This is a genomic window from Mycolicibacterium alvei, assembly GCF_010727325.1.
GTDB lineage: Bacteria > Actinomycetota > Actinomycetes > Mycobacteriales > Mycobacteriaceae > Mycobacterium > Mycobacterium alvei.
Genome location: NZ_AP022565.1, coordinates 350,678 through 370,885, shown reverse-complemented (window position 1 = coordinate 370,885; position 20,208 = coordinate 350,678). Strand labels below are relative to the sequence as shown.

Below are 20,208 nucleotides of genomic sequence, written 5' to 3'. Positions count from 1 at the left end.
GCCTTTCAGGTCAGACGGATTGCAGTGCCCGCATGAGATCGACCATGCCGCTGCCCTGGAATGCCCGGTCGCGGTTCAGCGAGGTCGCGGATTCGACGAAGATGCGTTTGATCGCCTCCGGTTCGCTGACGAACTCCCGCTGCACCGACAGGAACGCCGCTATCGCGCCGGACACGTGCGGCGCCGCCATGCTGGTGCCGCTCTCCTCGACGTAGACCGGCACGTCGGGCTTGACGTCGATCTGGTTGGTCACGGCCTCCCGGCGGGTCCCGGCCGCGGCCGAGGTGATGCGCTCACCCGGTGCGACCAGGTCGGGCTTGCATCGCCCGTCCCCGGTGGGGCCGCGTGAGGAGAAATACGAGACGCCGAAGGTGTGCGGTGAACTGCGGTGCGTGGACCCGACGGTGATCGCGCTTTCGGTGTTGCCGGGATCGTTGATCGTCATGTCCGCGGTGAACTTCACCGAATCCTTGCTGAATGCCGTATTCAGCGACACATAGCCGGAGTTGCCCGCGGCCACGACCACCACCACGCCCGAGCGCACGGTTTTGTCGACCTCGATACACATCGGGCTCTGCCCGCAGGCATACCACTCGGCGTCGAATTCGTACCCGAGGCTGAGGTTCACACCGTGTATCCGCGGTACCCGCTCACTTCCGGCGTTGAGCTTCCTGACATAGGCCAACGCCTGCATCACCCGGCTCACCCGGGAGGTCTGATCGCCGGGCCCGAGCACCTTGAGGCTCACCAGTTTGGCCTTCGGCGCCATGCCCGCCAGGCGGTCAGGATTCGAGACCGTCCGTGGCGCGGCGATCGGATCACCGCCGTGCTCAGGGTCATTGAGTCGCTTCTCGATCACCACGACGTCCGCGGGCTTGCGGCCCACCAAACCCCCGGCGATGATCCCGGCCACGTGTGTGCCGTGTCCGTCGGTGTCAGTCAGCGGAGCTCCACCTCCGGTGAAGTCACGGTGCAGATCGACCACTGAAGGATGCCGCAGGTTCTGGTATTCCGAGAAGTGCGCATGCGTCTCGTCGATACCGGAATCGACCACAGCCCAGACGATCCCCTCGCCGTAGCTGTCGAACGACCGTTGCGCCGCGACAGCCTTGATCGTGGTCGAGGAGGCGTCGATCTGTGTGTGCACCTCGAAGTCCGGCCAGATCCGGTAGACCGCCCGTTCGGACCAGGTCTGCGGAACGGCGTCGGCGGACACCAGCGATTTGATCTGGGCCGACGTGAGATCACCTGCCATGAACTGATCGGCGAGCGCCATCGGAGTGCCTGCCGCACCGACCGATTCCCACAGCCGCTCGACCCTCGCGATCGCAGCGGCCACCGATGGCTGAAACGTCAGGTTGAGCTCGATCATGATCGGTATGGGCGTGGCCTCGCCTTCTCGCGCCATCGCCATGCGCAGGGGTGGTGTCACGACACCTGCCAGCACCGGGTCGCGTTTGGGCGGTTCGGGAGTGCCGACCTGCGCCGGCGGCACGTCGGCGATAGCCGCGGTCCGCACCGCCTCCGTGGCGACCCCAGTTCGTTCACGTGCACCCGCGACGGCTGTACGGCCGGCGTCGGTCAATTGCACGCGTGCGCTCTTCGGCGTCTTGGCCGCAACCAGCTTCCCCCGACGCAGTCGGGTGACGGCATCCTGAACACGGTTGTGCCAGTACGGTTTGTCATTCTCGTATTGCCGGTCCCGCTCCTCGAATCTCGATGCGAATCTGGCAGCGACGGTCTCTGTCAGTAACGCCATGTCGGCAGCCTTGCCGGACTTCTCCAGATCCCCCAGCGCACTGAGCACCCGATCTGCCCAGACTTCCCCCGTTGAACTCACCGCACTCCTCGGCATACGCAACCACCCCAGGTTTTCCTGCGTCGATTGATCGTCGCGCAACCGGGCCACGCACACACGCGTATTCGACTACTCGAAACGCGTAGGGAACGCCCGGAGCGGATCGAGTAGCCCACTACTCATGTGATTTCTGCTTCCGTGCACAACAATCGTGGCCGACGGGCTCGATATTTCGGCCGGAGGGAAAGCAACGAATGGTGACTACGGCGAGACAGGCACCTGCATACGTCGCCGCTGTCTGGTCCCGGTCGCGATCGCTGACGGCCACCCTCGCAGCCAGATTCGCCCAGCACATCGACCAGACGGTGGGGTGGTCCCGGCTCCCCAAGCCGATCGGATTGATCGTTCTGATCGGACTGCGTCGTCAACTGCGTACGTCGAATCTGTATGCCGCCGAACCCGCCCCGGTCCCACCGGGTGAACCCGTCACCACATCGACGGTCGGCACCGCCGGCGAAGGCAACTATCTGGGCGCCCGCACCCGCGACGGGTCCTACAACGATCTCAAAGAACCCCGGATGGGTGCAGTGGGTTGCCGGTTCGGCCGCAACGTCCCACCCGAACACTCCTACCCGGAATCCGCTCAGCGTCTTCTCTCCCCCAACCCGCGGCTGATCAGCCGCACCCTGCTGACCCGCGAGAGTTTGCAGCCCGCGACCACCCTGAATCTGCTGGCCGCAGCATGGATTCAGTTCGAGGTGCACGACTGGTTCGCCCATGGCTCGGTCACCACCCAACCGTGGGTGGTACCGCTGCGCGACGACGACCCGTGGCCGCAGCGGCCGATGCGCGTCGAGCGCACCCCGCCCGACCCCCACCCCAGCCCGGCCGGTCCGCCTGCCTTCGTCACCCAGGAGTCGCACTGGTGGGATGCCTCCCAGATCTACGGGACCACACCGGCATTCGCCAGTGCTCTGCGCGCACCCGAGCACGGCAAGTTGCGTATCGACGAGTCCGGCCTGCCGCCGCCCGAAGTCGAAGCGACGGCCGACCTCACCGGCACCGCGGGCAACTTCTGGGTAGGCCTGGCCCTGCTGCACTCGCTGTTCATGCGCGAGCACAACGCCATCTGCGACCACCTGGCCCAGGCGTACCCCTACCTCACCGGCCAACAGCTCTATGACAAGGCGCGCCTGGTCAATTCCGCACTGATGGCCAAGATCCACACCGTGGACTGGACGCCTGCCATAATCGCGCACCCGACCACGGTGACGGCCATGCGCGTCAACTGGTTCGGACTGCTGGGCGAGACGCTGGGCCCCCGGTTGCGACGAATCTGCGGACGCGTCGGCAGCAGTCCCCTGCTCTTCGGCATCCCCGGCTCACCGACCACACATCACGGCGTGCCGTATTCGCTGACCGAGGAGTTCGTCGCGGTGTACCGGATGCACCCGTTGATCCCCGACGAGTTCACGTTCCGCTCGCTGGCCGATGATCGCGTCACCGCACAGCACGAGCTCCCCGAACTCTCGGTGCTCAATGTGCGTGCCCGGCTGAGCGAAAACCCGATGGCCGACCTGCTGTACTCCTTCGGCCGGGCCCATCCCGGGGCGTTGTCGCTGCACAACTTCCCCAGGCACCTGCAGCAAATGCGTCGCGTCGACGGCACCCTGATCGACCTGGCCACGATCGACCTGGTCCGGTGCCGGGAACGAGGTGTCCCGCGCTACAACGAGTTCCGGAAGCTGTTCCGGCTCAAGCCGGTGAAGACCTTCGAGGAGCTGACCGGTGAGACGGCCCTTGCCGCCGAGCTGCGCGAGGCCTACGACGACGACGTCGACCTGGTCGATCTGGTGATCGGCCTGTACGCGGAGCCCAAACCGCCCGGGTTCGGCTTCAGCGACACCGCATTCCGCGTCTTCGTCCTGATGGCCACCCGGCGGCTGGAAAGCGACCGCTTCTTCACCACCGACTTCCGCGACGAGATCTACACCGTCGCCGGTCTGAAGTGGGTCCGGGACAACGACATGCGCTCGGTGTTGTTGCGCCACTTCCCCGAACTGGCGCCGGCTCTGGCCGGCGTGACGAACCCGTTCGCCCCCTGGAACGTCGCCTCCCCGACCAGAAAGGCACCCGCATGACCGAAGCTATGGCCCCCGCCGACGTACATCGCATCGCCGGCAGCCTCAGCCCGGTTCACTACCGCGAGGATCTCGAGCAGCCCAAGGCGGGTGAGGCCGAGGACATCGAGAAGATCATCGAGTCCCTGCACAAGAACAACGAACGCGCGTACAAGAAGTTCAAGCACGGGCTGCGAGACGCGCATGCCAAGAGTCACGCCATCCTGCGCGGCGAACTCATCGTCAACCCGGATCTGCCCGAGGTGCTGACCCAGGGGATGTTCGCCGAAGCACGCAGCTATCCGGTGATCGCCCGCATCTCAACCACCTCAGGGGTATTGCGCAGCGACCGGAACCGGGGGGTACGCGGACTCGGTATCAAGGCCATCGGTGTGCACGGCGAGCGGGCGATGAAGGACCCGAAGGATGAGCCGAATGTGACACAGGACTTCGTGCTCGTCACCCACGAGGAATTCCTGTTCGCCGACGCCCACGCATACCGCAAGCTGGGGATGCTGAGCGCCACCCTGCTGGCCCGGTTGTCCGACCGCGCGTTGTGGGCCGGTAGTGAGCTGCTCGGCGCGCTCAAGAAGGTCGGCCTGCCGATACCGCAGAACCTGGCCGTGTTCGTCGCCCCCAACCGTCCCATCCTGGGCGAGACGTTCTACTCATCGGCCCCGATCCGGTACGGCGACTACGTGGCCCGCTTCAAATACGAACCGACCTCGCCCGAGGTCAAAGCACTCGCCAATCAGACTCTTCCGCGCAATCCGGGTCAGGACGAGCACCGCGATCTGATCATGGCATTCTTCGAAAGGCACTCTGCGGAGTACACATTCAGCGTGCAGCTGTGTCTGGACACGGAGAAGATGCCGATCGAGGACGCCACGAAACCTTGGGACTCGCCGTACCTTCCGGTGGCCAAGGTGGTGTACCCCAAGCAGAATCCGTACAGCGCACTGCGCCGTGCGTACGGCGACGACGTGCTGTCGTTCAACTCATGGCGTGGCCTGGAGGCCCACCGGCCGCTGGGATCCATCAACCGGTTGAAGCTCAAGGTTTACGAAGCATCGAGCGACTTCCGGCACCGGATGAACCGCATCGAGCGGCATGAGCCCTCTGACATCACCGAACTTCCGGACTGACGCCGGCGAACGGGAAATGCTTGCAATGGGAAGAACATTCGCCACCTCGGCCGACACACGACGCCCCGTCGACCCCCTGTTCGGCAGCGTTCCGGGCCTGGTGCCCCTAGACTCAGGGTTCATGCCTGGTCAGTGGCAGCTCTTGGACCGGCCCGCCGAGCACGAGGCCATCAGGGCCGCCCTCAGCGGGACGGACAGCTGCGGAGTCGTGCTCGTCGGGGCCGCAGGCGTCGGCAAGACCACATTGGCGCGCACCGTCACCGCATCGTTGAGCCAGAAGGTGCATTGGACCGCGTGCACCGAGTCGTCGCGCAGCATTCCGCTCGGCGCATTCGCCCACTGGGTGTCCTCATCGGGATCACGTGACCCCATCGCACTCATCGGATCGGCACGCGAATCGCTTGTGGCCGATGGCGACACCATCGTCGGGATCGACGATGCACATCTACTGGACCAGTTGTCGGCGACGCTGTTGCACCAGATCGCCGTGGAGCGCTCGGGCCACGTGGTGGCCACCGTCCGCAGTGGTGAGCCGGTTCCCGACGCCGTCACCTCGCTGTGGAAGGACGGCTATCTCGAGCGCTTCGAACTCAGCCCGTTCACCAAACAGCAGAGCATCGCACTCATTGAAATCGTCCTGGGCGGAACACTGGAGGGACTCAGCGCCGATGTGATGTGGGAGACCTCGGGCGGCAACCCATTGTTCCTGCGCAACATGGTCGAAGGCGCGGTCGACGCCGGCTCGCTGACCGAGGTGAACGGGGTGTGGCAGTTCCGCGGCCCCACCGTCATTCCCTCGGGGCTCGTCGAACTTCTCGACGAACGACTGGCGCACGCCGGCGAGGACGTCCTGCATGCGCTGAAGCTGCTATCGCTTTGCGAACCACTGGATATCGATGCGCTGGCAGAACTGGCCGGCGAGGAGGCGGTGGACACGGCCGAGATGCGCGGCCTGATCCGGATCGTCGCCGACGACAACCAGGTCAATGTCCGGTTCAGCCACCCGTTGTTCGGCGAGGCGGTGCGCCGCCGGGTCGGCACCGCATCGGCCCGGAAGCTGCGGGGCCGCATCGCCAAGATCCTGCACGAGCGCAACCTCGACTCACCTGCCAGCCGAATCAAGTTGGCCGAGTTGGCCATCCAGAGCGATCAGGGCACCGACATCGATCTACTGATCACCGCCGCCAAGGATGCGGTGTTCCTGTCCAATCTTCCACTCGGCGAGAAGCTGGCCCGCGCCGCCTTCGACCACGGCGGTGGACTCAGCGCGGCCGCGCTGCTCTCCCGCGCGTTGCTGTGGCAGGGCCATCCGGCACAGGCCGATGGCATCCTCGAACAGTTCTCGCCCGCAGACCTCAATGAGTTGGAGCTCGTGCAGTGGGGTATTCCGCGGCTGTCCAACCTGTTCTGGTCCATGGGGGACGTGGCGAGGGCCGAACAGGTGCTTGACCTGTTACAGGAACGGGTCACCCATCCGACCCTGCGACTGATCGTCGACGCGTTCGGTGCGGGTATGGCCGTGCACCAGAACAAGATTCCCGAAGGGCTCGAGATCGCCGAACGGGTCCTGGCGAACCCCGAGGCACCGCGACAGGCCGTCGATTTCGCGGCATTCGCCGCCGGCCTGTCGATGCCATTGGTGGGCCGGGGCAACGATTTCCTGCCGATCGCGTCGCGATGCCGCGCTCAGCGCAAGACGACCGACGGCATGGTCCGGATCATGGTCTTCTACGGCGAGGTGCTGGCCCTCTCCTATACCGGTCAACTCGAACTGGCCCAGCAGCGCGCCACCGAGTACACCGAGTTCTCCTCGGCCGGCCAGTTCGCCGGGTGGGCCATCTCCAAGATCATGGCCGGTGTGGCCGCCACCCACAGCGGCCGGTTCGACGATGCCATCCTGGCGATCGAGCAGGCGCTCGCCGCGCTGAATGCCGAGAGCTCCCTGCCCTGGCAACTCCCCGGCCGACTGCTGTTGGCCCGCGCCTACGCCGCGGTGGGAAGCCCCGTCGAGGCCGAACGGGTGTTGGAGGACGCCAAGGAGCACTCGGGCGAATTCATGGCGCTGCACGAACCCCTCCGGATGGTCGCCAAGGCCTGGCTTGCCGCCGCCAAAGGCGGGCACCGCTCGGCAGTCGATCTGGCCCGGGCAGCCGCCGACGCGGCACATTCCTCCGGCCAGTACGCGATCGAGGCCGAGGCGCTGCACAGCGCGGCACGCTTCGGCGACCGCAGTGTGACACGTCGGCTACAGGAGCTGGTCGACCGGACTGACGGTCCGCTGCCCGCCCTCTACGCACGGCATGCCGCCGCGGTCGCCGCCGCTGATGCGAACGAACTGGACAAGGTGGCCGGCGCGTTCGAGGAGGCGGGCCTGCTGCTGTCGGCAGCGGACGCCGCCGCCCAGGCGGTACCTCTGCACGACAAGGCCGGACATCGCCGCAACAGCACCGAATCGGCCGCGCACGCACTGCAATTGGCGTCCAGGTGCGGCGGTGCCGCCACCCCGGCGATCCGATCGGCCGCCCGGCCCCTGCCGGTGACCGGACGCGAACGCGAGGTGGCCGGTCTGGTCGCGCAGGGAATGTCCAACCGCGATATCGCCGAACGGCTGACCGTCTCGGTCCGCACCGTGGAGGGCCACATCTACCGGGCCTGCATCAAGCTCGACGTGGCCGACCGCGACGAGCTCGCCAAGATCGTCTGGAACGACCTGGCTCAGTAGACGTCGCGCACGTACCGCTTCTGGGCCACCAGTTCCCGCTTGTAGTCGCGCGCGGTGTCCTCGGACATGCCGCCATGGGTCCGCAGGATGGTCGTCATCGCCGCATCGACATCCTTGGCCATCCGGCCGGCGTCACCGCAGACGTAGAAGTGCGCGCCGTCGTCCAACCAGCGCCACACCTCGGCCCCGCGGTCCAGCATCTTGTGCTGTACGTACACGCGGTCGGCCTGATCCCGGGAGAACGCCAGATCCAGCCGGCTCAAGAAGCCGTCACTGACCATGTCCTCCAGGTCATCCCGATAGTAGAAGTTCTCACTGCGGTGCTGATCGCCGAAGAACAACCAGTTGCGACCACCGTGCCCCAACACGCGACGCTCCTGCAGGAATCCACGGAAAGGCGCCACGCCGGTACCCGGGCCGACCATGATCATCGGCGTGGCCGCGTCCTCGGGCGGCCGGAAGTGCGGCGAGCGCTGCAAGAACACCGGCGCGGCCGCAGCCCGGTCGGCGAGAAAGGTCGAACACACCCCGCCCCGGGCAGCGCCGCTCGACCCGCGGTAACGCACCACCGACACCGTCAGCTGGATCTCGTGCGGACTGACCAGCGGGCTCGAGGAGATCGAGTAGTTGCGCGGCGTCAGCCGGACCAGAACCTCTTGCCACTGTTCGGGCTCGGCGTGCACCGCGAACTCCGTCACGATGTCGAGACCGTTGCGGTTGCGCAGCCAGTTGCTGCGCCGCTCACCGGAATTGCGCAGGATCTTGGCTGCTGAGCGGTCGGGGCAGGAGTCCGCGACGAACCGCAGCAGGTCCGGTGTCACGCGGCAGATGTCGTAGGACGAGATGAGCGCATCGCGCAGCGATTGCTCGACACCGTCGACCTCGATCACCGAGTCCGGGCTCAGGGCGGTGGCCGTCAGCCAGGAGTCGACCACGGCCGGGTCGTTGCTGGCATAGACACCCAACGAGTCACCGACGCCGTAGCTGACGTCGTATTCGGAGACGTCGAAGCCGAACTGACGCACCTCCTTGGCCGACCTCGACGTCGTCAGCAGCTCGTTGCGCGCGAGCACTGCCAGAATCGGCTTGGCCCTGGTGAATTCGTCGGGTTCGATCGGAATGACGGTGCGGGTACCGGTGCCGACGACCGCCGGGACGGGCGGCGCACCGGCGAGTGCCGTGGTGACCGAATCGGCCCAGCGCCGCAACGGTTCGTCGTCGTAGGCCTCGCAGTCGGCGCGGTCGAGCAACTTGGTGGCCCCCAGATCGGCCAGCCGCTGGTCGAGGGATTTGGCGTATCCGCAGAAGTTGTCGTAGGACTTGTCCCCGATGCCGAGCACCGCATAGCGAAGCCCGTGCAACTGAGGCGCATCCGGGGCCTGTAGCCGGCTCCAGAAGTCGGCCCCGTTATCCGGTGGTCCACCGTCACCGAATGTACTGGTGACCACCAGGATGTCGCGGGCGGCGGCCAGGTCGGCCAGCGCGAGGTCGTCCATGTTGACCAACGACGCACCGTCGATACGGCCCGCCAGCCCGGCTGCGAACTCCTCGGCGGTGCCGGTCTGCGAGGCCCACAGCACCAGCGGCCCACCCGGTACCGACCGCTCGCCCGGCACACCGTCGCCGGCCCGCGAGTAGCGTCCGGCCAGGACCCCGTCCACCCACAGCCGCACCTTGTTACTGATCGGCGCCACGTCCGGCAACACCGGGACTCCTGCGGGATCGGCCGATAGACCGGTGAAAAATCCGGCCAGATAGATCTTTTCGTCCTGGCTCAGCGCCGGCCTGTGCGCAGCACTCAAGCCCATTTCCGCGGCCAGCGGATGCACTGCCGGGGAGCTGTCGACCGTTCGCACCGGTCGCAGGTTGACCGCGCACACCTTGTATTCCGGCTGCAACGATTCCGGGTCGACGGCGTCGTTGGTCACGGCGTTCACCGTCAGGTACTCGCCGTGTTCGTCGTTCCAGTGAAACGGTGCGAAGCAGTTGCCGGGCCGCACCCGGTCCGACAGCACCGCGGGGAGCACGGCGCGGCCGCGCCGGGACGTCAACTCGACCGGTTGCCCCTCCACGATGTCGAGCGCCACCGCGTCCAGGGGGTGGATTTCGACGAACGGCGCGGGATTGAGCTTGTTGAGCTTGTCCACCTTGCCGGTCTTGGTCATGGTGTGCCATTGATGTTGCAGCCGTCCGGTGTTGAGCACCATCGGATAGTCGTCATCGGGCAGTTCCGCGGCATCCATGTGCGGCCGGGCATGGAAGACGGCGCGCCGCGAAGGCGTCGCGAAGGCCAGTCGAGGCCGGTGGCCGTCGGCATCGACGAACAGGTCCTGGCTGACGCCGTCGTTGAGGTAGCGGATCGGGTGCCGGTCGTCCTGCCCACCAGGGCCGTCGATCGGTGGAACCGGCCACTGCAACGGTGTCTGGCGCAACCGCTCGTAGTCGGCGCCGCGCAGGTCGTATCCGGTCTTCGGGTTGGCGAACCCGCGGATCTCCGAAAAGATCTCCTCAGCGGACTGGTAGTCGAAGTGTTCGGCAAAACCCAGATGCGCAGCCACCTGGCAGATCAGCTGCCAGTCCGGTCGGGCCTGCCCCAGCGGGGCGACCGACGGGGACAGCAGGGTCAGGTTGCGTTCCGAATTGACCATGACGCCTTCGGATTCCGCCCACAACGCGGCGGGCAGCAGGACGTCGGCGTAGTGGTTGGTGGCCGTGGACCGGTAGGCATCGGAGACGATGACCAACTCGGCCGCCTCCAGACCGTTGATCACCGTCTTGCGGTTCGCCACGCTGGCAACGGGATTCGTGCAGATGATCCAGCAGGCCTTGATCAGGCCCTGCTCCATCTGCTCGAACATTGCGATGGTGCCGGGACCGACCTCGGAGCGGATGGTGCCGTGCGCGAGACCCCACCGGGTTTCGACGAACGACCGGTCATCGGCTGCGAGCACCGACCGCTGCCCGGGCAGACCCGTTCCCATGTAACCCATTTCCCGGCCGCCCATCGCGTTGGGCTGGCCGGTCAACGACATCGGACCGCTACCCGGGCGGCAGATCGCGCCGGTGGCCAGGTGCAGATTGCAGATCGCGTTGGTGTTCCAGGTACCGTGCGTGCTCTGGTTGAGTCCCATGGTCCAGCAACTCATCCACTCCCCGGCCTCGGCGATCATCGCTGCGGCGGTGCGGATGCCGGCCTCGGGGATCCCGGTGATCTCGGCGACCCGGTCCGGCGGGTAGTCGGCCAGAAACTCCGGCATCGCCTCCCAACCCGTGGTGTGCTCGGCGATGAACTCGTGGTCGATGTCGCCGCTCTGCACCAACAGGTGCAGCAGACCGTTGAGCAGGGCCAGATCGGTTCCCGGATTGATCTGCAGGAACAGGTCGGCACGTTCGGCGGTTGCGTTCCTGCGCGGGTCGACCACGATCAGCTTGGCGCCGGCCTTGAGCCGATCGGCCATGCGCAGGAACAGGATCGGATGGCAGTCGGCCATGTTGGCACCGGTGACGAAGAACAGGTCGGCCCGGTCGAAGTCGGTGTAGGAGCCCGGCGGCCCGTCGGAGCCGAGCGACTGTTTGAACCCGGTGCCCGCACTCGCCATGCACAGCCGGGAATTCGACTCGATGTGTACGGTACGCAGGAAGCCCTTCGCAAGCTTGGTGGCCAGGTACTGCGCCTCCATCGTCATCTGGCCGGACACGTAGAGGGCAACGGCGTCGGGGCCGTGCTGATCGACGATGGCCCGTAGCCGACGTCCCGCGTCGGCTACCGCGTCATCCACCGGCGTCGGCAGCAGTTCATCGGCACGCGTGGGTCGCAGCAAAGCGGAGGTGAGCCGATCGTCGTCGGCGGCCATCAACTCGGCGTGCATCGCCCCCTTGGTGCACAGCCGTCCGAAATTCGTGGGATGCAGCTTGTCGCCGCTCACCCGGGCGATCACCGTGCGGCCGTCATCGACCCTGGTGGTGACCTCGATACCGCAGCCGACGCCACAGTACGAACACGCAGTCCGGTGTGTCTTGTCCGGGACCGAACCCGGCGCCGCGCCGTCCGCCATGCCCCCATCGTGTGGTGAGGGTGTTGTCGGATCTTTCCGGCGACGTTATCGCCACGAAAACTGATCCTCACCGCCTGGATGCACGCGCGGTGAGCACGATCATCACTGCTCAGAGCGATGTGACGACGCCGGCCGGCGGTTCGCACCGCAGGCGAGATGTCGGCCATTGACGTAGCGCGCTACTCACGACCTGCGGGGCCGACCGGACCAGCATCACTATCAGCAGGTTCCTACCCGATCACGCGGAGGCCGTCATGACGCTGGTAACCGACGCTGTCCTTCCCGCGTTGGACTATGAGAACGAGACCGACCCGGAGGAAGTGCACCGCCTCATCGCAGCCGCCCGCGCCCAGTCTCCGATCGCGATGAGCCCGCACGGTCCGGAACTGCTGAGTTACGACCTGGTCCGCGCCACTCTGCGCGATGCGCGCTTCGAGATTCCCAGAGGCGTGTTTCTCGCCGCGCAGGGCATCACGTCCGGGCCGCTGTGGGACCGGGCGAACAGCAGCCTGCTGGGTGTAGATGCCGAAACGCACACCCGGCTGCGCCGCCTCGTCGCCAAGGCGTTCTCGCCCCGCAGCGCCGACCGGCTGCGCGAAACCTGCGTCGACATCGTCACCCAACTCACTGACCCTTACCTGCCCGAGGGACACTGCGACATGGTTGCCGACATCGCGGTGCAGTATCCGATCCCGGTGATCTGCGCGCTGCTCGGTGCCCCGAGCCGGGACTGGCATCTGTTCTCCCGGTGGGCCGATGACATCTTCAAGATGTTCAGCTGGAACCTCGGCGACCACGCCGACACGGTCGAGGCGGCATGGCTGCAACTCGACGATTACGTCGATGCCATGGTGGCGCAACGAAATTCCAGTCTCACCGACGATCTCCTCTCGGATCTGATCCGGGCCGAGGTCGACGGCGACCGTCTCACTCATTCCGAGCTGCTGATGCTGGCCGGCGGCGTCATACTGGCCGGTACCGATACCACCCGCAACCAACTCGCGGCGGCCGTCCAGGTGCTCTGCGACTATCCCGACCAGTGGCTGTTGTTGGCCGAGAATCCAGATATGGCACCACTTTTCGTCGATGAATTGTTGCGCCACACACCAATCGCGCTGAGCAGTGTGCGGATCGCCCGCGAGGATGCCGAACTGGGCGGCCTCACCATCCCGGCCGGAACCCAGGTGGTGGTCAACTTCGCTGCGGCCAACCGGGATCCACTGGTATACGACGAACCCGAGCGATTCGATGTCAACCGCATCGGTCCCCCGGCCATGATGACGTTCGGCGGCGGGTTGCACTACTGCCTGGGTGCGCACCTGGCCAGGGTCGAGCTCGCCGAGGCATTGCGGGTCCTCAGCCGGAAGCTGCACAACCCCCGGTGCGAGGGACGTGCCCCGTGGAAGCCGATGACCGGGATCACCGGGCCCGCGTCACTGCCGCTGATCTTCGAGGCAGCCTGAAGGTCTACTAATTGGACCTGAAATGCGGTGCGCACCGAAAGCCGCGATAATGACGGTGTGATATCGAAGGTCCTGTTCGTGCGCAACGACCTCACGGCTACCGAGGCCATGCTGGCCGATGTCTTCGCCGAATGCGGATTCGACATCGACACCTTCGACGTCGTTGCGCCCGAACGGGACGACCGACCCGGCGGCGAGGTGACCTTCCCCGACCCGACCGGCTATGACGTCATCGTCCCGCTGGGCGCTCACTGGGCTGTCTACGACGAGGCTCTGCGCAACAGCTGGGTCGAGGCCGAGATGGCCATGGTGCGCCGGGCGGTCGAGGCCGGGGTCGGCGTGCTCGGCGTGTGCTTCGGAGGTCAGCTCATTGCCCAGGCCCTCGGCGGTTCGGTCACCAGGTCGCCGGCGCCCGAGGTGGGTTGGTACGACGTCACCACCGACGACGAACAGTTGATTCCCGGTGGCCGATGGTTTCAATGGCATTTCGACCGCTGGACACTCCCGCCGGGAGCCATCGAGATCGCCCGGACGCCTGCCGCCTCTCAGGCCTTCGTGCTGGGCACGGCACTGGCGCTGCAGTTTCACCCCGAACTCGACTCCGGTCTGCTGGAAGTCTGGCTGGCCCACGACCACGACGGCGCGGTGGCCGCAGTCGGCCGCAGCCACGACGAATTGCGCTTGGAAACAAGAGAATTCAGCGGCGATGCGGCAGCACGGCTACGCACGCTGGTCCGGGGATTCCTCAGCCGGGTGGTCCGGACGCAACCATCGACGTAGGCTGACATCAGCCGGCGGAACTGCCTCAGCGCCGGCCACATTGCTGATGAACACCTGGAGTCTGCGAGCGAGCAGGGAACGCATCTACCGGGACCGTCACGAAGCGGGCCGGGTCCTGGCCGAGCAGTTGGTGTCCTACCGAGATCGACCCGAGCTACTCGTTCTGGGGCTGGCCCGGGGCGGAGTGCCGATCGCCTGGGAAGTCGCCTCGCACCTGCACGCACCGTTGGATGTCTTCGTGGTCCGCAAGCTGGGTGTGCCGCAGTGGCAGGAACTCGCGATGGGTGCGGTGACTTCGGGCGGTGGGTTGGTGATCAATGACGGACTGGTGAACCGCCTCGGCATCGACGACGACACCATCGCCGAGACGATCCGGCACGAGACCGCCGAGGTCGAGCGACGGGAACAGGCCTATCGCGGCGGACGCCCGGCACCCGACGTCACCGATCGAACGGTGATCCTGGTCGACGACGGCATCGCCACCGGGGCCACGATGCTGGCCGCGGTCCGGGCCGTACGGGCGGCGCGACGGGTGGTGGTGGCGGTACCGGTCGGACCACAGACGCTGAGCGCTCAACTCCTGGAGGAGGCCGACGACGTGGTGTGCGCCAACACACCACCCCAGTTCGAGGCGGTGGGCCAGGCTTTCGCGGACTTCCATCAGGTCAGCGACGACGAGGTTCGTCGCCTGCTGGCCGAACCCGGCGAGGGTTAGCTCTTGTTGTACTTCTCGGCGGAGTCGTCGGCCTCGACGTCCACGTCGGCGGCGTCAGATTCCACGACGGCATCAGATTCCGGCTCGGCAACCAACTCGTCGGGATAATCCACCGGCGCATCGACCGCGTCGAAGGTCTCGGTCGTCTCGGTGGCATTGGCCTCGTCGGCGGCGGTCGCAGCGTCGCTGCCGGCGTTCCCGCCGCGCGAACGTTCCCGTAATGCATCGACGATCAGCAGCAGCACGCCGATCACGCTGGCACCGATACAGACCCAGGCGATCAACTCATTGCTGGTAACCACCGCGGTCACCAGCGCGGCCAAGCCGATAACGGCAAGCACGAGCGCAATGATCAACATCGTTCAACCCTAAGTGTGGTGGCCCGGGATCGGGCCGGTTCACGACAGTGTGAGGAAGTCGGTCGTGCCGGTTAGTTGTTGCCGCGGTTGAACTGGCTGAAACCACCCGCCGAGTCGTTGCTTGCGCTGGAATCCACCGGCGCAGCCGAACCCCGCTGGCCCAGCTCCTCCAGCTGAGACTCCAGGTAGGTCTTCAGACGTGTCCGGTACTCACGCTCGAACGTACGCAGCTGCTCCAGGCGGCCCTCCAGGACCGTGCGCTGCTGGTTGATCGTGCCCATGATCTCGGAGTGCTTGCGCTCGGCGTCGGCCTGCAGTGCATCGGCCTTCTCCTGCGCCTGACGCAGCTGGGTCTCCGAACGGGTTTGTGCATCGGACAGCATCGCGTCGGCACGAGTCCGCGCCTCCGAAACCGTGGTCTCGGCGGTCGTGCGGGCATCGCTGACCAGCGCGTCGGCCTGCGCCCGCGCATCCGACAGCAGCTTCTCCGACTCGGCCTTGGCGGTGGACGTCAGGCGGTCTGCAGTGTCCTGCGCGAGGCTGAGCACCCGGGCGGCACGCACGGCGGTCTCCTCGCTCGGCTGAGCAACAGGAGCGACCGGGACCGGCGGGGCCTCGTAGACCGGCTGCGGGGCCGGCGTGGGCTCGGGCTCCGGCTCGTAGAGCGGGATGGACTGGCTGGCCTGAGCACTGCCGGCTCCGGACCGCGCCGAGGCCAACTCGGAATCGAGCTCGGATACGCGCTGCCGAAGATCGGCGTTCTCCTCGATGAGTCGAGTCAGCTCGTTCTCAACCAGATCGAGAAAGGCATCGACCTCGTCCTCGTTGTAGCCACGTTTGCCGATGGGCGGCTTGCTGAACGCGACGTTATGGACGTCCGCTGGTGTAAGCGGCATTGTATGCCCCCTTGAAGTCTTGGACCGTCAACCGATCTCAAAGTGTAAAGCCTCGCTGATCGCAACTGGAGTCCATCCTGTCACACCAGACCCGGCGGTTGCAGTGGAGGCCTATTTTTAAGAACGAATTTCAATCTTCTTACGCATTTGTGGGCCATTCGGCAAACGGCGAGAGCGAGTCCCCCACCCACTCGCCTACCGTTCTACATCGCCGCGCTGAACGCCAATTGCATGCCGATGAATGCCGCCAGGAGCAGCACCATGATCGACAGGTCGAAGCGCACCGCGCCTATCGTGAGCTGGGGAATGAGGCGCCGCAGAAGTTTCACCGGCGGATCGGTCACGGTCATGATGAGTTCCAGGACCACAACGGTCAGCCCCTTGGGATGCCAGTCGCGACTGAAGGACCGGATGAACTCGACGACGACGCGCGCGATGAGCAGCAGCCAGAATACGAACAGCGCAAAACCGAGAATTTCGAAGAACAGCGACAACTGAGCCGACCTCACTACAGCAGGATGTGTGACATTGGATACAGGTCGCCGTAAGGCCGGACACATCTCAGACAGACGACGGGGTCAACCGATAGTGCGACGCCGCCAGCCTACCTGTGCCCTGCCGGGCATCAGGCATACGCGGCGGCGCCCCAGAGCTGCGACGGGCGTCGCGGCTCACTGATAGGCGTAGAAGCCTGCCTCGGCGATCCGGCGCCGCTGCTCTGCACTGACGTCGACATCCGCCGGCGACAGCAGGAACACCTTGGTGGCCACCTTGTCGAACGAGCCGCGGAGCGCGAACGCCAGACCGGCGGCGAAGTCGACCAGACGCTTGGCGTCGGCGTTGTCCATCGAGACCAGGTCCATGATCACCGGGGTGCCGTCGCGGAACCGCTCACCGATGGTGCGGGCCTCGCTGTAGTCCTTGGGCCGCAGCGTGGTGATCTTCGCCAGTGGACTACCCGCCTCGAACAACTCCGCCATCCGGCGGGGATCCATCGCCAGCGCACCGCGGGTGGATCCGGACAGGGCGCCGAGACGCGGTGCGGAACGGTCGAATTCGCGGGGGGTACGCATCCGCGCATCGAACCGTGGCTCCTCGGCGAAACCGCCCGGATAGCCGCCCCGATAGGCCGGGCCCTCGTCGTACTCGGCTCCCTCGTAGCCGTAGCCGTCCTCGTCGAAACGCTCGTCACGGGGACGTCGGGCGTAGCTGCGGGCCCCGCCGCGATCGTCGTCCTCGTAGTACTCGTCGTCATAGTCCTCCATCGGCGCCATGCCGAAGTAGGCCTTGACCTTGTGCAGTGTGCTCATCTCGGCGACCCTTCTGCGGACGATGGGGGTGGTGGTGTCTGTGATGAAGATGTGACTGGTGTGACTACTTCCGGTGACGTTAGCGGGCGTTGCCCCATGAGCGCGGTACCGACACGCACACACGTCGATCCGTGTTTGACAGCGCTTTCCAGATCGCCGGACATCCCCGCCGACAGTTCGAGCCGGTGCTGGTAGTCGCGCTGCACCCGGTGCCGTTCGGCGTCCAACCGCGCGAAGGCGTCGTCGGGATCCCATGCCAGTGGCGGGATTCCCATCAGGCCGGCGAACTCCAACGCCTCGGCGGAGTTCGCTGACCCACAGATTTCGTCGACGAGAGCGGGGACATCCACATCGACACCGCCGCGTCCGGTGTCGCCGTCGAGACTGATCTGGATGTACACGCGCAGCGACCGAGTGCGCGTGCCTGCGGCCAGCCCCTCACCCGCGGCCCGGTCCAGCGCCCTCAGCAGGCGGGTGTTGTCGACCGAGTGTGCGCTGTGCGCCCAGCCCGCGACGGCCCGCGCCTTGTTCCGCTGGATGCGCCCCACCATGTGCCAGCGAATCGGGACGTCCGTTAATTCCGCGCGAACAGAAGCGACTTTATCGGCGGCCTCCTGTTCGCGGGATTCACCAAATGCGAAGCATCCTAATTGATTGAGAATAATGACATCAGACGCCGGAAAGTATTTCGTGATCGGAAGTAATTCAATTTCATTGACATTTCGCCCGACCGATTCTGCGGCCCGCGCCAACCGTGCCCGCGCAGCACCGAGCGCGGCGGTCAACTGGGCCGTCCGATCGGCGTCACGCCCGCGCTGCACGGTGCTCATCTCACCCTCACTCCAGGCTCATTCGGGGCTCGTTCCGGTCCTCATCCGGGGCTCTGCTCCATCCACACCACACCCGCCAGGCGTCCGGTCGGTGCGTCCCGGCGATGGCTGAACAACGCACGGTCGTCGACGGTGCACCGCGGGTCCACGTCGATCGAGGTGACACCCAAACCCTTTAACTGCCGGGAGATTCCGGCTCGCAGGTCCAAGCCGGGCGTACCACGCGAGGTAGTCGTGCGAGCGCCCGGCAAGACGGCCTCCACCTCGGCCGCCATCGCTTCGGGCACCTCGTAATTGGCACCGCTGACCGCCGGGCCGAGCAGCACCGAGATGTCCCCGACATGTGCGCCGGCGGCCAGCATCGCCTCCACGGTCCTCGCCACGATGCCCTTCTGCGCGCCGACCCGTCCGGCGTGGACGGCAGCGATCACTCCTGCGCGGGCATCGCCCATTAATATCGGCACGCAATCGGCGGTCACCACCACCAATGCCAAACTCGGCGTCGTCGTCACCAAAGCGTCGGTATTTTCGACCGCGGTGGCGCGCGGTCCGTCCACCGTGACGACGTGATCACTGTGCACCTGATTCATCCACACCAGCGCGTCGGCTCCGACGGCGGCCGCCAGGCGACGCCGGTTCTGGGCCACGGCCGCCGGATCGTCGCCGACATGGTCGCCGAGGTTGAACGAATCGAAGGGCGGCGCCGAGACACCGCCGGCGCGGGTCGTGGTCACCCGCCGAATACGAACACTCACAATCCCGGTTTCCGAACCCGCTGCCGGACCCCGCTCAGTGCCGCATGAACGGCGGCACGTCGACATCGTCGTCGGCGATCCCACCGTCTCCGTCGCCGCCGACACTGACGGTCGCACCATTGGTGTGTGCCGGGACACTCACCGCATCCGTCGGTTCGAACAGTGACGTGGTCACCTTGCCGGAGCGGGCCGACGCGATCGGCTGGGTCTGCGCTGCGCTCGGACTGACCACCGGCTTGCGGCTCGGCCCGGCCATGTCGAACCCGGCCGCGATGACGGTGACCCGCACCTCGTCACCGAGCGAGTCGTCGATCACCGTGCCGAAGATGATGTTGGCCTCGGGATGGGCCGAGTCCTGCACCAGCGAGGCAGCCTCGTTGATCTCGAACAGGCCGAGGTCACTGCCACCTGCCACCGACAGCAGCACACCCTGTGCGCCTTCCATCGAGGCTTCCAACAGCGGCGAGTTGATCGCGATCTCGGCGGCCTTGAGCGCCCGGCCGTCACCGCGGGCCGAGCCGATGCCCATCAGCGCGGTACCCGCACCGCTCATCACACCCTTGACGTCGGCGAAATCGACGTTGATCAGACCGGGCGTGGTGATCAGATCGGTGATGCCCTGGACGCCGTTGAGCAGCACCTCGTCGGCACTGCGGAACGCGTCCATCAACGACACCGCGGCGTCACCCATCTGCAACAGCCGGTCGTTGGGGATCACGATGAGCGTGTCGCAGCTTTCACGCAGGGTCTGAATACCGTTCTCGGCCTGGTTACTTCGGCGCTTTCCCTCGAAGGAGAACGGCCGGGTGACGACGCCGACGGTGAGCGCACCGAGCTTTCGTGCGATCGACGCGACGACGGGTGCGCCACCGGTTCCGGTGCCGCCACCCTCACCGGCGGTGACGAACACCATGTCGGCGCCGCGCAGCAGCTCCTCGATGTCGTCCTTGGCGTCCTCGGCGGCCTTGCGGCCCACTTCGGGGTCCGCACCGGCGCCGAGCCCACGGGTCGAATCACGGCCGACATCGAGCTTGACGTCGGCGTCACTCATCAGCAGTGCCTGTGCGTCGGTATTGATGGCGATGAACTCGACGCCCTTGAGGCCCTGTTCGATCATCCGGTTGACGGCGTTGACACCGCCGCCGCCGATACCAACCACCTTGATTACCGCGAGGTAGTTATGCGGGGGGGTCATGGTTCGTCTTCCTCCCAGGTTGGGTGTTCGTAGTGTTCCTGGCGCCGAATCTTCCCGGGGCAAAC

The 20,208-nt window shown here is 66.1% G+C and carries 15 protein-coding genes; 6 read left to right on the top strand and 9 right to left on the bottom strand.

The window, feature by feature from the left end:
* Positions 1 to 10: 10 nt before the first annotated feature.
* Entirely contained in the window at positions 11 to 1,840 is a 1,830-nt protein-coding gene (locus G6N44_RS01680) for a S8 family serine peptidase (RefSeq protein ID WP_235682916.1), read from the bottom strand.
* A 212-nt stretch (positions 1,841 to 2,052) separates the two neighbouring features.
* Here G6N44_RS01680 and G6N44_RS01675 point away from each other — a divergent pair, with 212 nt between their 5' ends.
* From G6N44_RS01675 to G6N44_RS01665, 3 genes are all read left to right on the top strand, one after another.
* Positions 2,053 to 3,939, top strand: coding sequence for a peroxidase family protein (locus G6N44_RS01675; protein WP_163660565.1), 1,887 nt, complete (start codon positions 2,053 to 2,055; stop codon positions 3,937 to 3,939).
* Positions 3,936 to 5,063 carry a catalase family protein gene (locus G6N44_RS01670; protein ID WP_372508120.1) on the top strand — a complete coding sequence of 376 codons (1,128 nt, stop codon included), beginning with the start codon at positions 3,936 to 3,938 and terminating at the stop codon, positions 5,061 to 5,063. The genes G6N44_RS01675 and G6N44_RS01670 overlap by 4 nt, the downstream gene beginning before the upstream one ends.
* Positions 5,064 to 5,184: 121 nt before the next feature.
* Positions 5,185 to 7,785, top strand: coding sequence for a LuxR C-terminal-related transcriptional regulator (locus G6N44_RS01665; protein WP_163660563.1), 2,601 nt, complete (start codon positions 5,185 to 5,187; stop codon positions 7,783 to 7,785).
* Here the strand turns inward: G6N44_RS01665 and G6N44_RS01660 are convergent.
* On the bottom strand, positions 7,779 to 11,840 hold the full coding sequence (locus G6N44_RS01660) for a bifunctional nitrate reductase/sulfite reductase flavoprotein subunit alpha (RefSeq protein ID WP_163660560.1): 4,062 nt from the start codon (positions 11,838 to 11,840) through the stop codon (positions 7,779 to 7,781). The genes G6N44_RS01665 and G6N44_RS01660 overlap by 7 nt on opposite strands.
* Positions 11,841 to 12,094: 254 nt before the next feature.
* On the opposite strand from G6N44_RS01660, the gene G6N44_RS01655 reads away from it, so the two are divergent.
* Genes G6N44_RS01655 through G6N44_RS01645 form a run of 3 tightly spaced genes read left to right on the top strand, consistent with a single transcriptional unit; the run spans position 12,095 to position 14,798 of the window.
* Complete coding sequence (locus tag G6N44_RS01655; RefSeq protein ID WP_163660558.1) at positions 12,095 to 13,303, top strand: cytochrome P450; 1,209 nt, start codon at positions 12,095 to 12,097, stop codon at positions 13,301 to 13,303.
* 57 nt (positions 13,304 to 13,360) lie between these two features.
* Positions 13,361 to 14,083 carry a type 1 glutamine amidotransferase gene (locus G6N44_RS01650; protein ID WP_163660556.1) on the top strand — a complete coding sequence of 241 codons (723 nt, stop codon included), beginning with the start codon at positions 13,361 to 13,363 and terminating at the stop codon, positions 14,081 to 14,083.
* A 46-nt stretch (positions 14,084 to 14,129) separates the two neighbouring features.
* Positions 14,130 to 14,798: a phosphoribosyltransferase gene (locus G6N44_RS01645; protein ID WP_163660554.1), complete on the top strand. Its 669-nt coding sequence runs from the start codon at positions 14,130 to 14,132 to the stop codon at positions 14,796 to 14,798.
* Here the strand turns inward: G6N44_RS01645 and G6N44_RS01640 are convergent.
* From G6N44_RS01640 to ftsZ, 7 genes are all read right to left on the bottom strand, one after another.
* The gene (locus G6N44_RS01640) at positions 14,795 to 15,157 is read right to left on the bottom strand and encodes a hypothetical protein (protein ID WP_163660552.1); all 363 of its coding nucleotides are present in this window, start codon (positions 15,155 to 15,157) and stop codon (positions 14,795 to 14,797) included. The genes G6N44_RS01645 and G6N44_RS01640 overlap by 4 nt on opposite strands.
* Before the next feature lie 71 nt (positions 15,158 to 15,228).
* On the bottom strand, positions 15,229 to 16,053 hold the full coding sequence (gene wag31, locus G6N44_RS01635; protein ID WP_163660550.1) for a DivIVA-like cell division protein Wag31: 825 nt from the start codon (positions 16,051 to 16,053) through the stop codon (positions 15,229 to 15,231).
* A gap of 203 nt (positions 16,054 to 16,256) precedes the next feature.
* Entirely contained in the window at positions 16,257 to 16,547 is a 291-nt protein-coding gene (locus G6N44_RS01630; RefSeq protein ID WP_003880337.1) for a YggT family protein, read from the bottom strand.
* 177 nt (positions 16,548 to 16,724) lie between these two features.
* Positions 16,725 to 17,363 (bottom strand): cell division protein SepF, encoded by a 639-nt coding sequence (locus G6N44_RS01625; protein WP_163660547.1) that lies wholly within the window; start codon positions 17,361 to 17,363, stop codon positions 16,725 to 16,727.
* Entirely contained in the window at positions 17,360 to 18,193 is an 834-nt protein-coding gene (locus tag G6N44_RS01620; RefSeq protein WP_163660545.1) for a YggS family pyridoxal phosphate-dependent enzyme, read from the bottom strand. The genes G6N44_RS01625 and G6N44_RS01620 overlap by 4 nt, the downstream gene beginning before the upstream one ends.
* A gap of 41 nt (positions 18,194 to 18,234) precedes the next feature.
* Positions 18,235 to 18,948, bottom strand: a complete 714-nt coding sequence (gene pgeF, locus G6N44_RS01615) for a peptidoglycan editing factor PgeF (protein ID WP_179964460.1) — start codon at positions 18,946 to 18,948, stop codon at positions 18,235 to 18,237.
* Positions 18,949 to 18,982: 34 nt separating this feature from the next.
* The gene (gene ftsZ / locus G6N44_RS01610) at positions 18,983 to 20,143 is read right to left on the bottom strand and encodes a cell division protein FtsZ (RefSeq protein ID WP_163660543.1); all 1,161 of its coding nucleotides are present in this window, start codon (positions 20,141 to 20,143) and stop codon (positions 18,983 to 18,985) included.
* Between the last annotated feature and the right edge of the window lie 65 nt (positions 20,144 to 20,208).

Excerpts from the sequence above, each read along its gene's own strand:
- G6N44_RS01675 (WP_163660565.1), top strand. The coding sequence starts at position 2,053 with ATGGTGACTACGGCGAGACAGGCACCTGCATACGTCGCCGCTGTCTGG.
- G6N44_RS01670 (WP_372508120.1), top strand. The coding sequence starts at position 3,936 with ATGACCGAAGCTATGGCCCCCGCCGACGTACATCGCATCGCCGGCAGC.
- G6N44_RS01665 (WP_163660563.1), top strand. The coding sequence starts at position 5,185 with ATGCCTGGTCAGTGGCAGCTCTTGGACCGGCCCGCCGAGCACGAGGCC.
- G6N44_RS01660 (WP_163660560.1), bottom strand. The coding sequence starts at position 11,840 with ATGGCGGACGGCGCGGCGCCGGGTTCGGTCCCGGACAAGACACACCGG.
- G6N44_RS01655 (WP_163660558.1), top strand. The coding sequence starts at position 12,095 with ATGACGCTGGTAACCGACGCTGTCCTTCCCGCGTTGGACTATGAGAAC.
- G6N44_RS01645 (WP_163660554.1), top strand. The coding sequence starts at position 14,130 with ATGAACACCTGGAGTCTGCGAGCGAGCAGGGAACGCATCTACCGGGAC.
- G6N44_RS01640 (WP_163660552.1), bottom strand. The coding sequence starts at position 15,157 with ATGTTGATCATTGCGCTCGTGCTTGCCGTTATCGGCTTGGCCGCGCTG.
- wag31 (WP_163660550.1), bottom strand. The coding sequence starts at position 16,053 with ATGCCGCTTACACCAGCGGACGTCCATAACGTCGCGTTCAGCAAGCCG.
- G6N44_RS01625 (WP_163660547.1), bottom strand. The coding sequence starts at position 17,363 with ATGAGCACACTGCACAAGGTCAAGGCCTACTTCGGCATGGCGCCGATG.
- G6N44_RS01620 (WP_163660545.1), bottom strand. The coding sequence starts at position 18,193 with ATGAGCACCGTGCAGCGCGGGCGTGACGCCGATCGGACGGCCCAGTTG.
- ftsZ (WP_163660543.1), bottom strand. The coding sequence starts at position 20,143 with ATGACCCCCCCGCATAACTACCTCGCGGTAATCAAGGTGGTTGGTATC.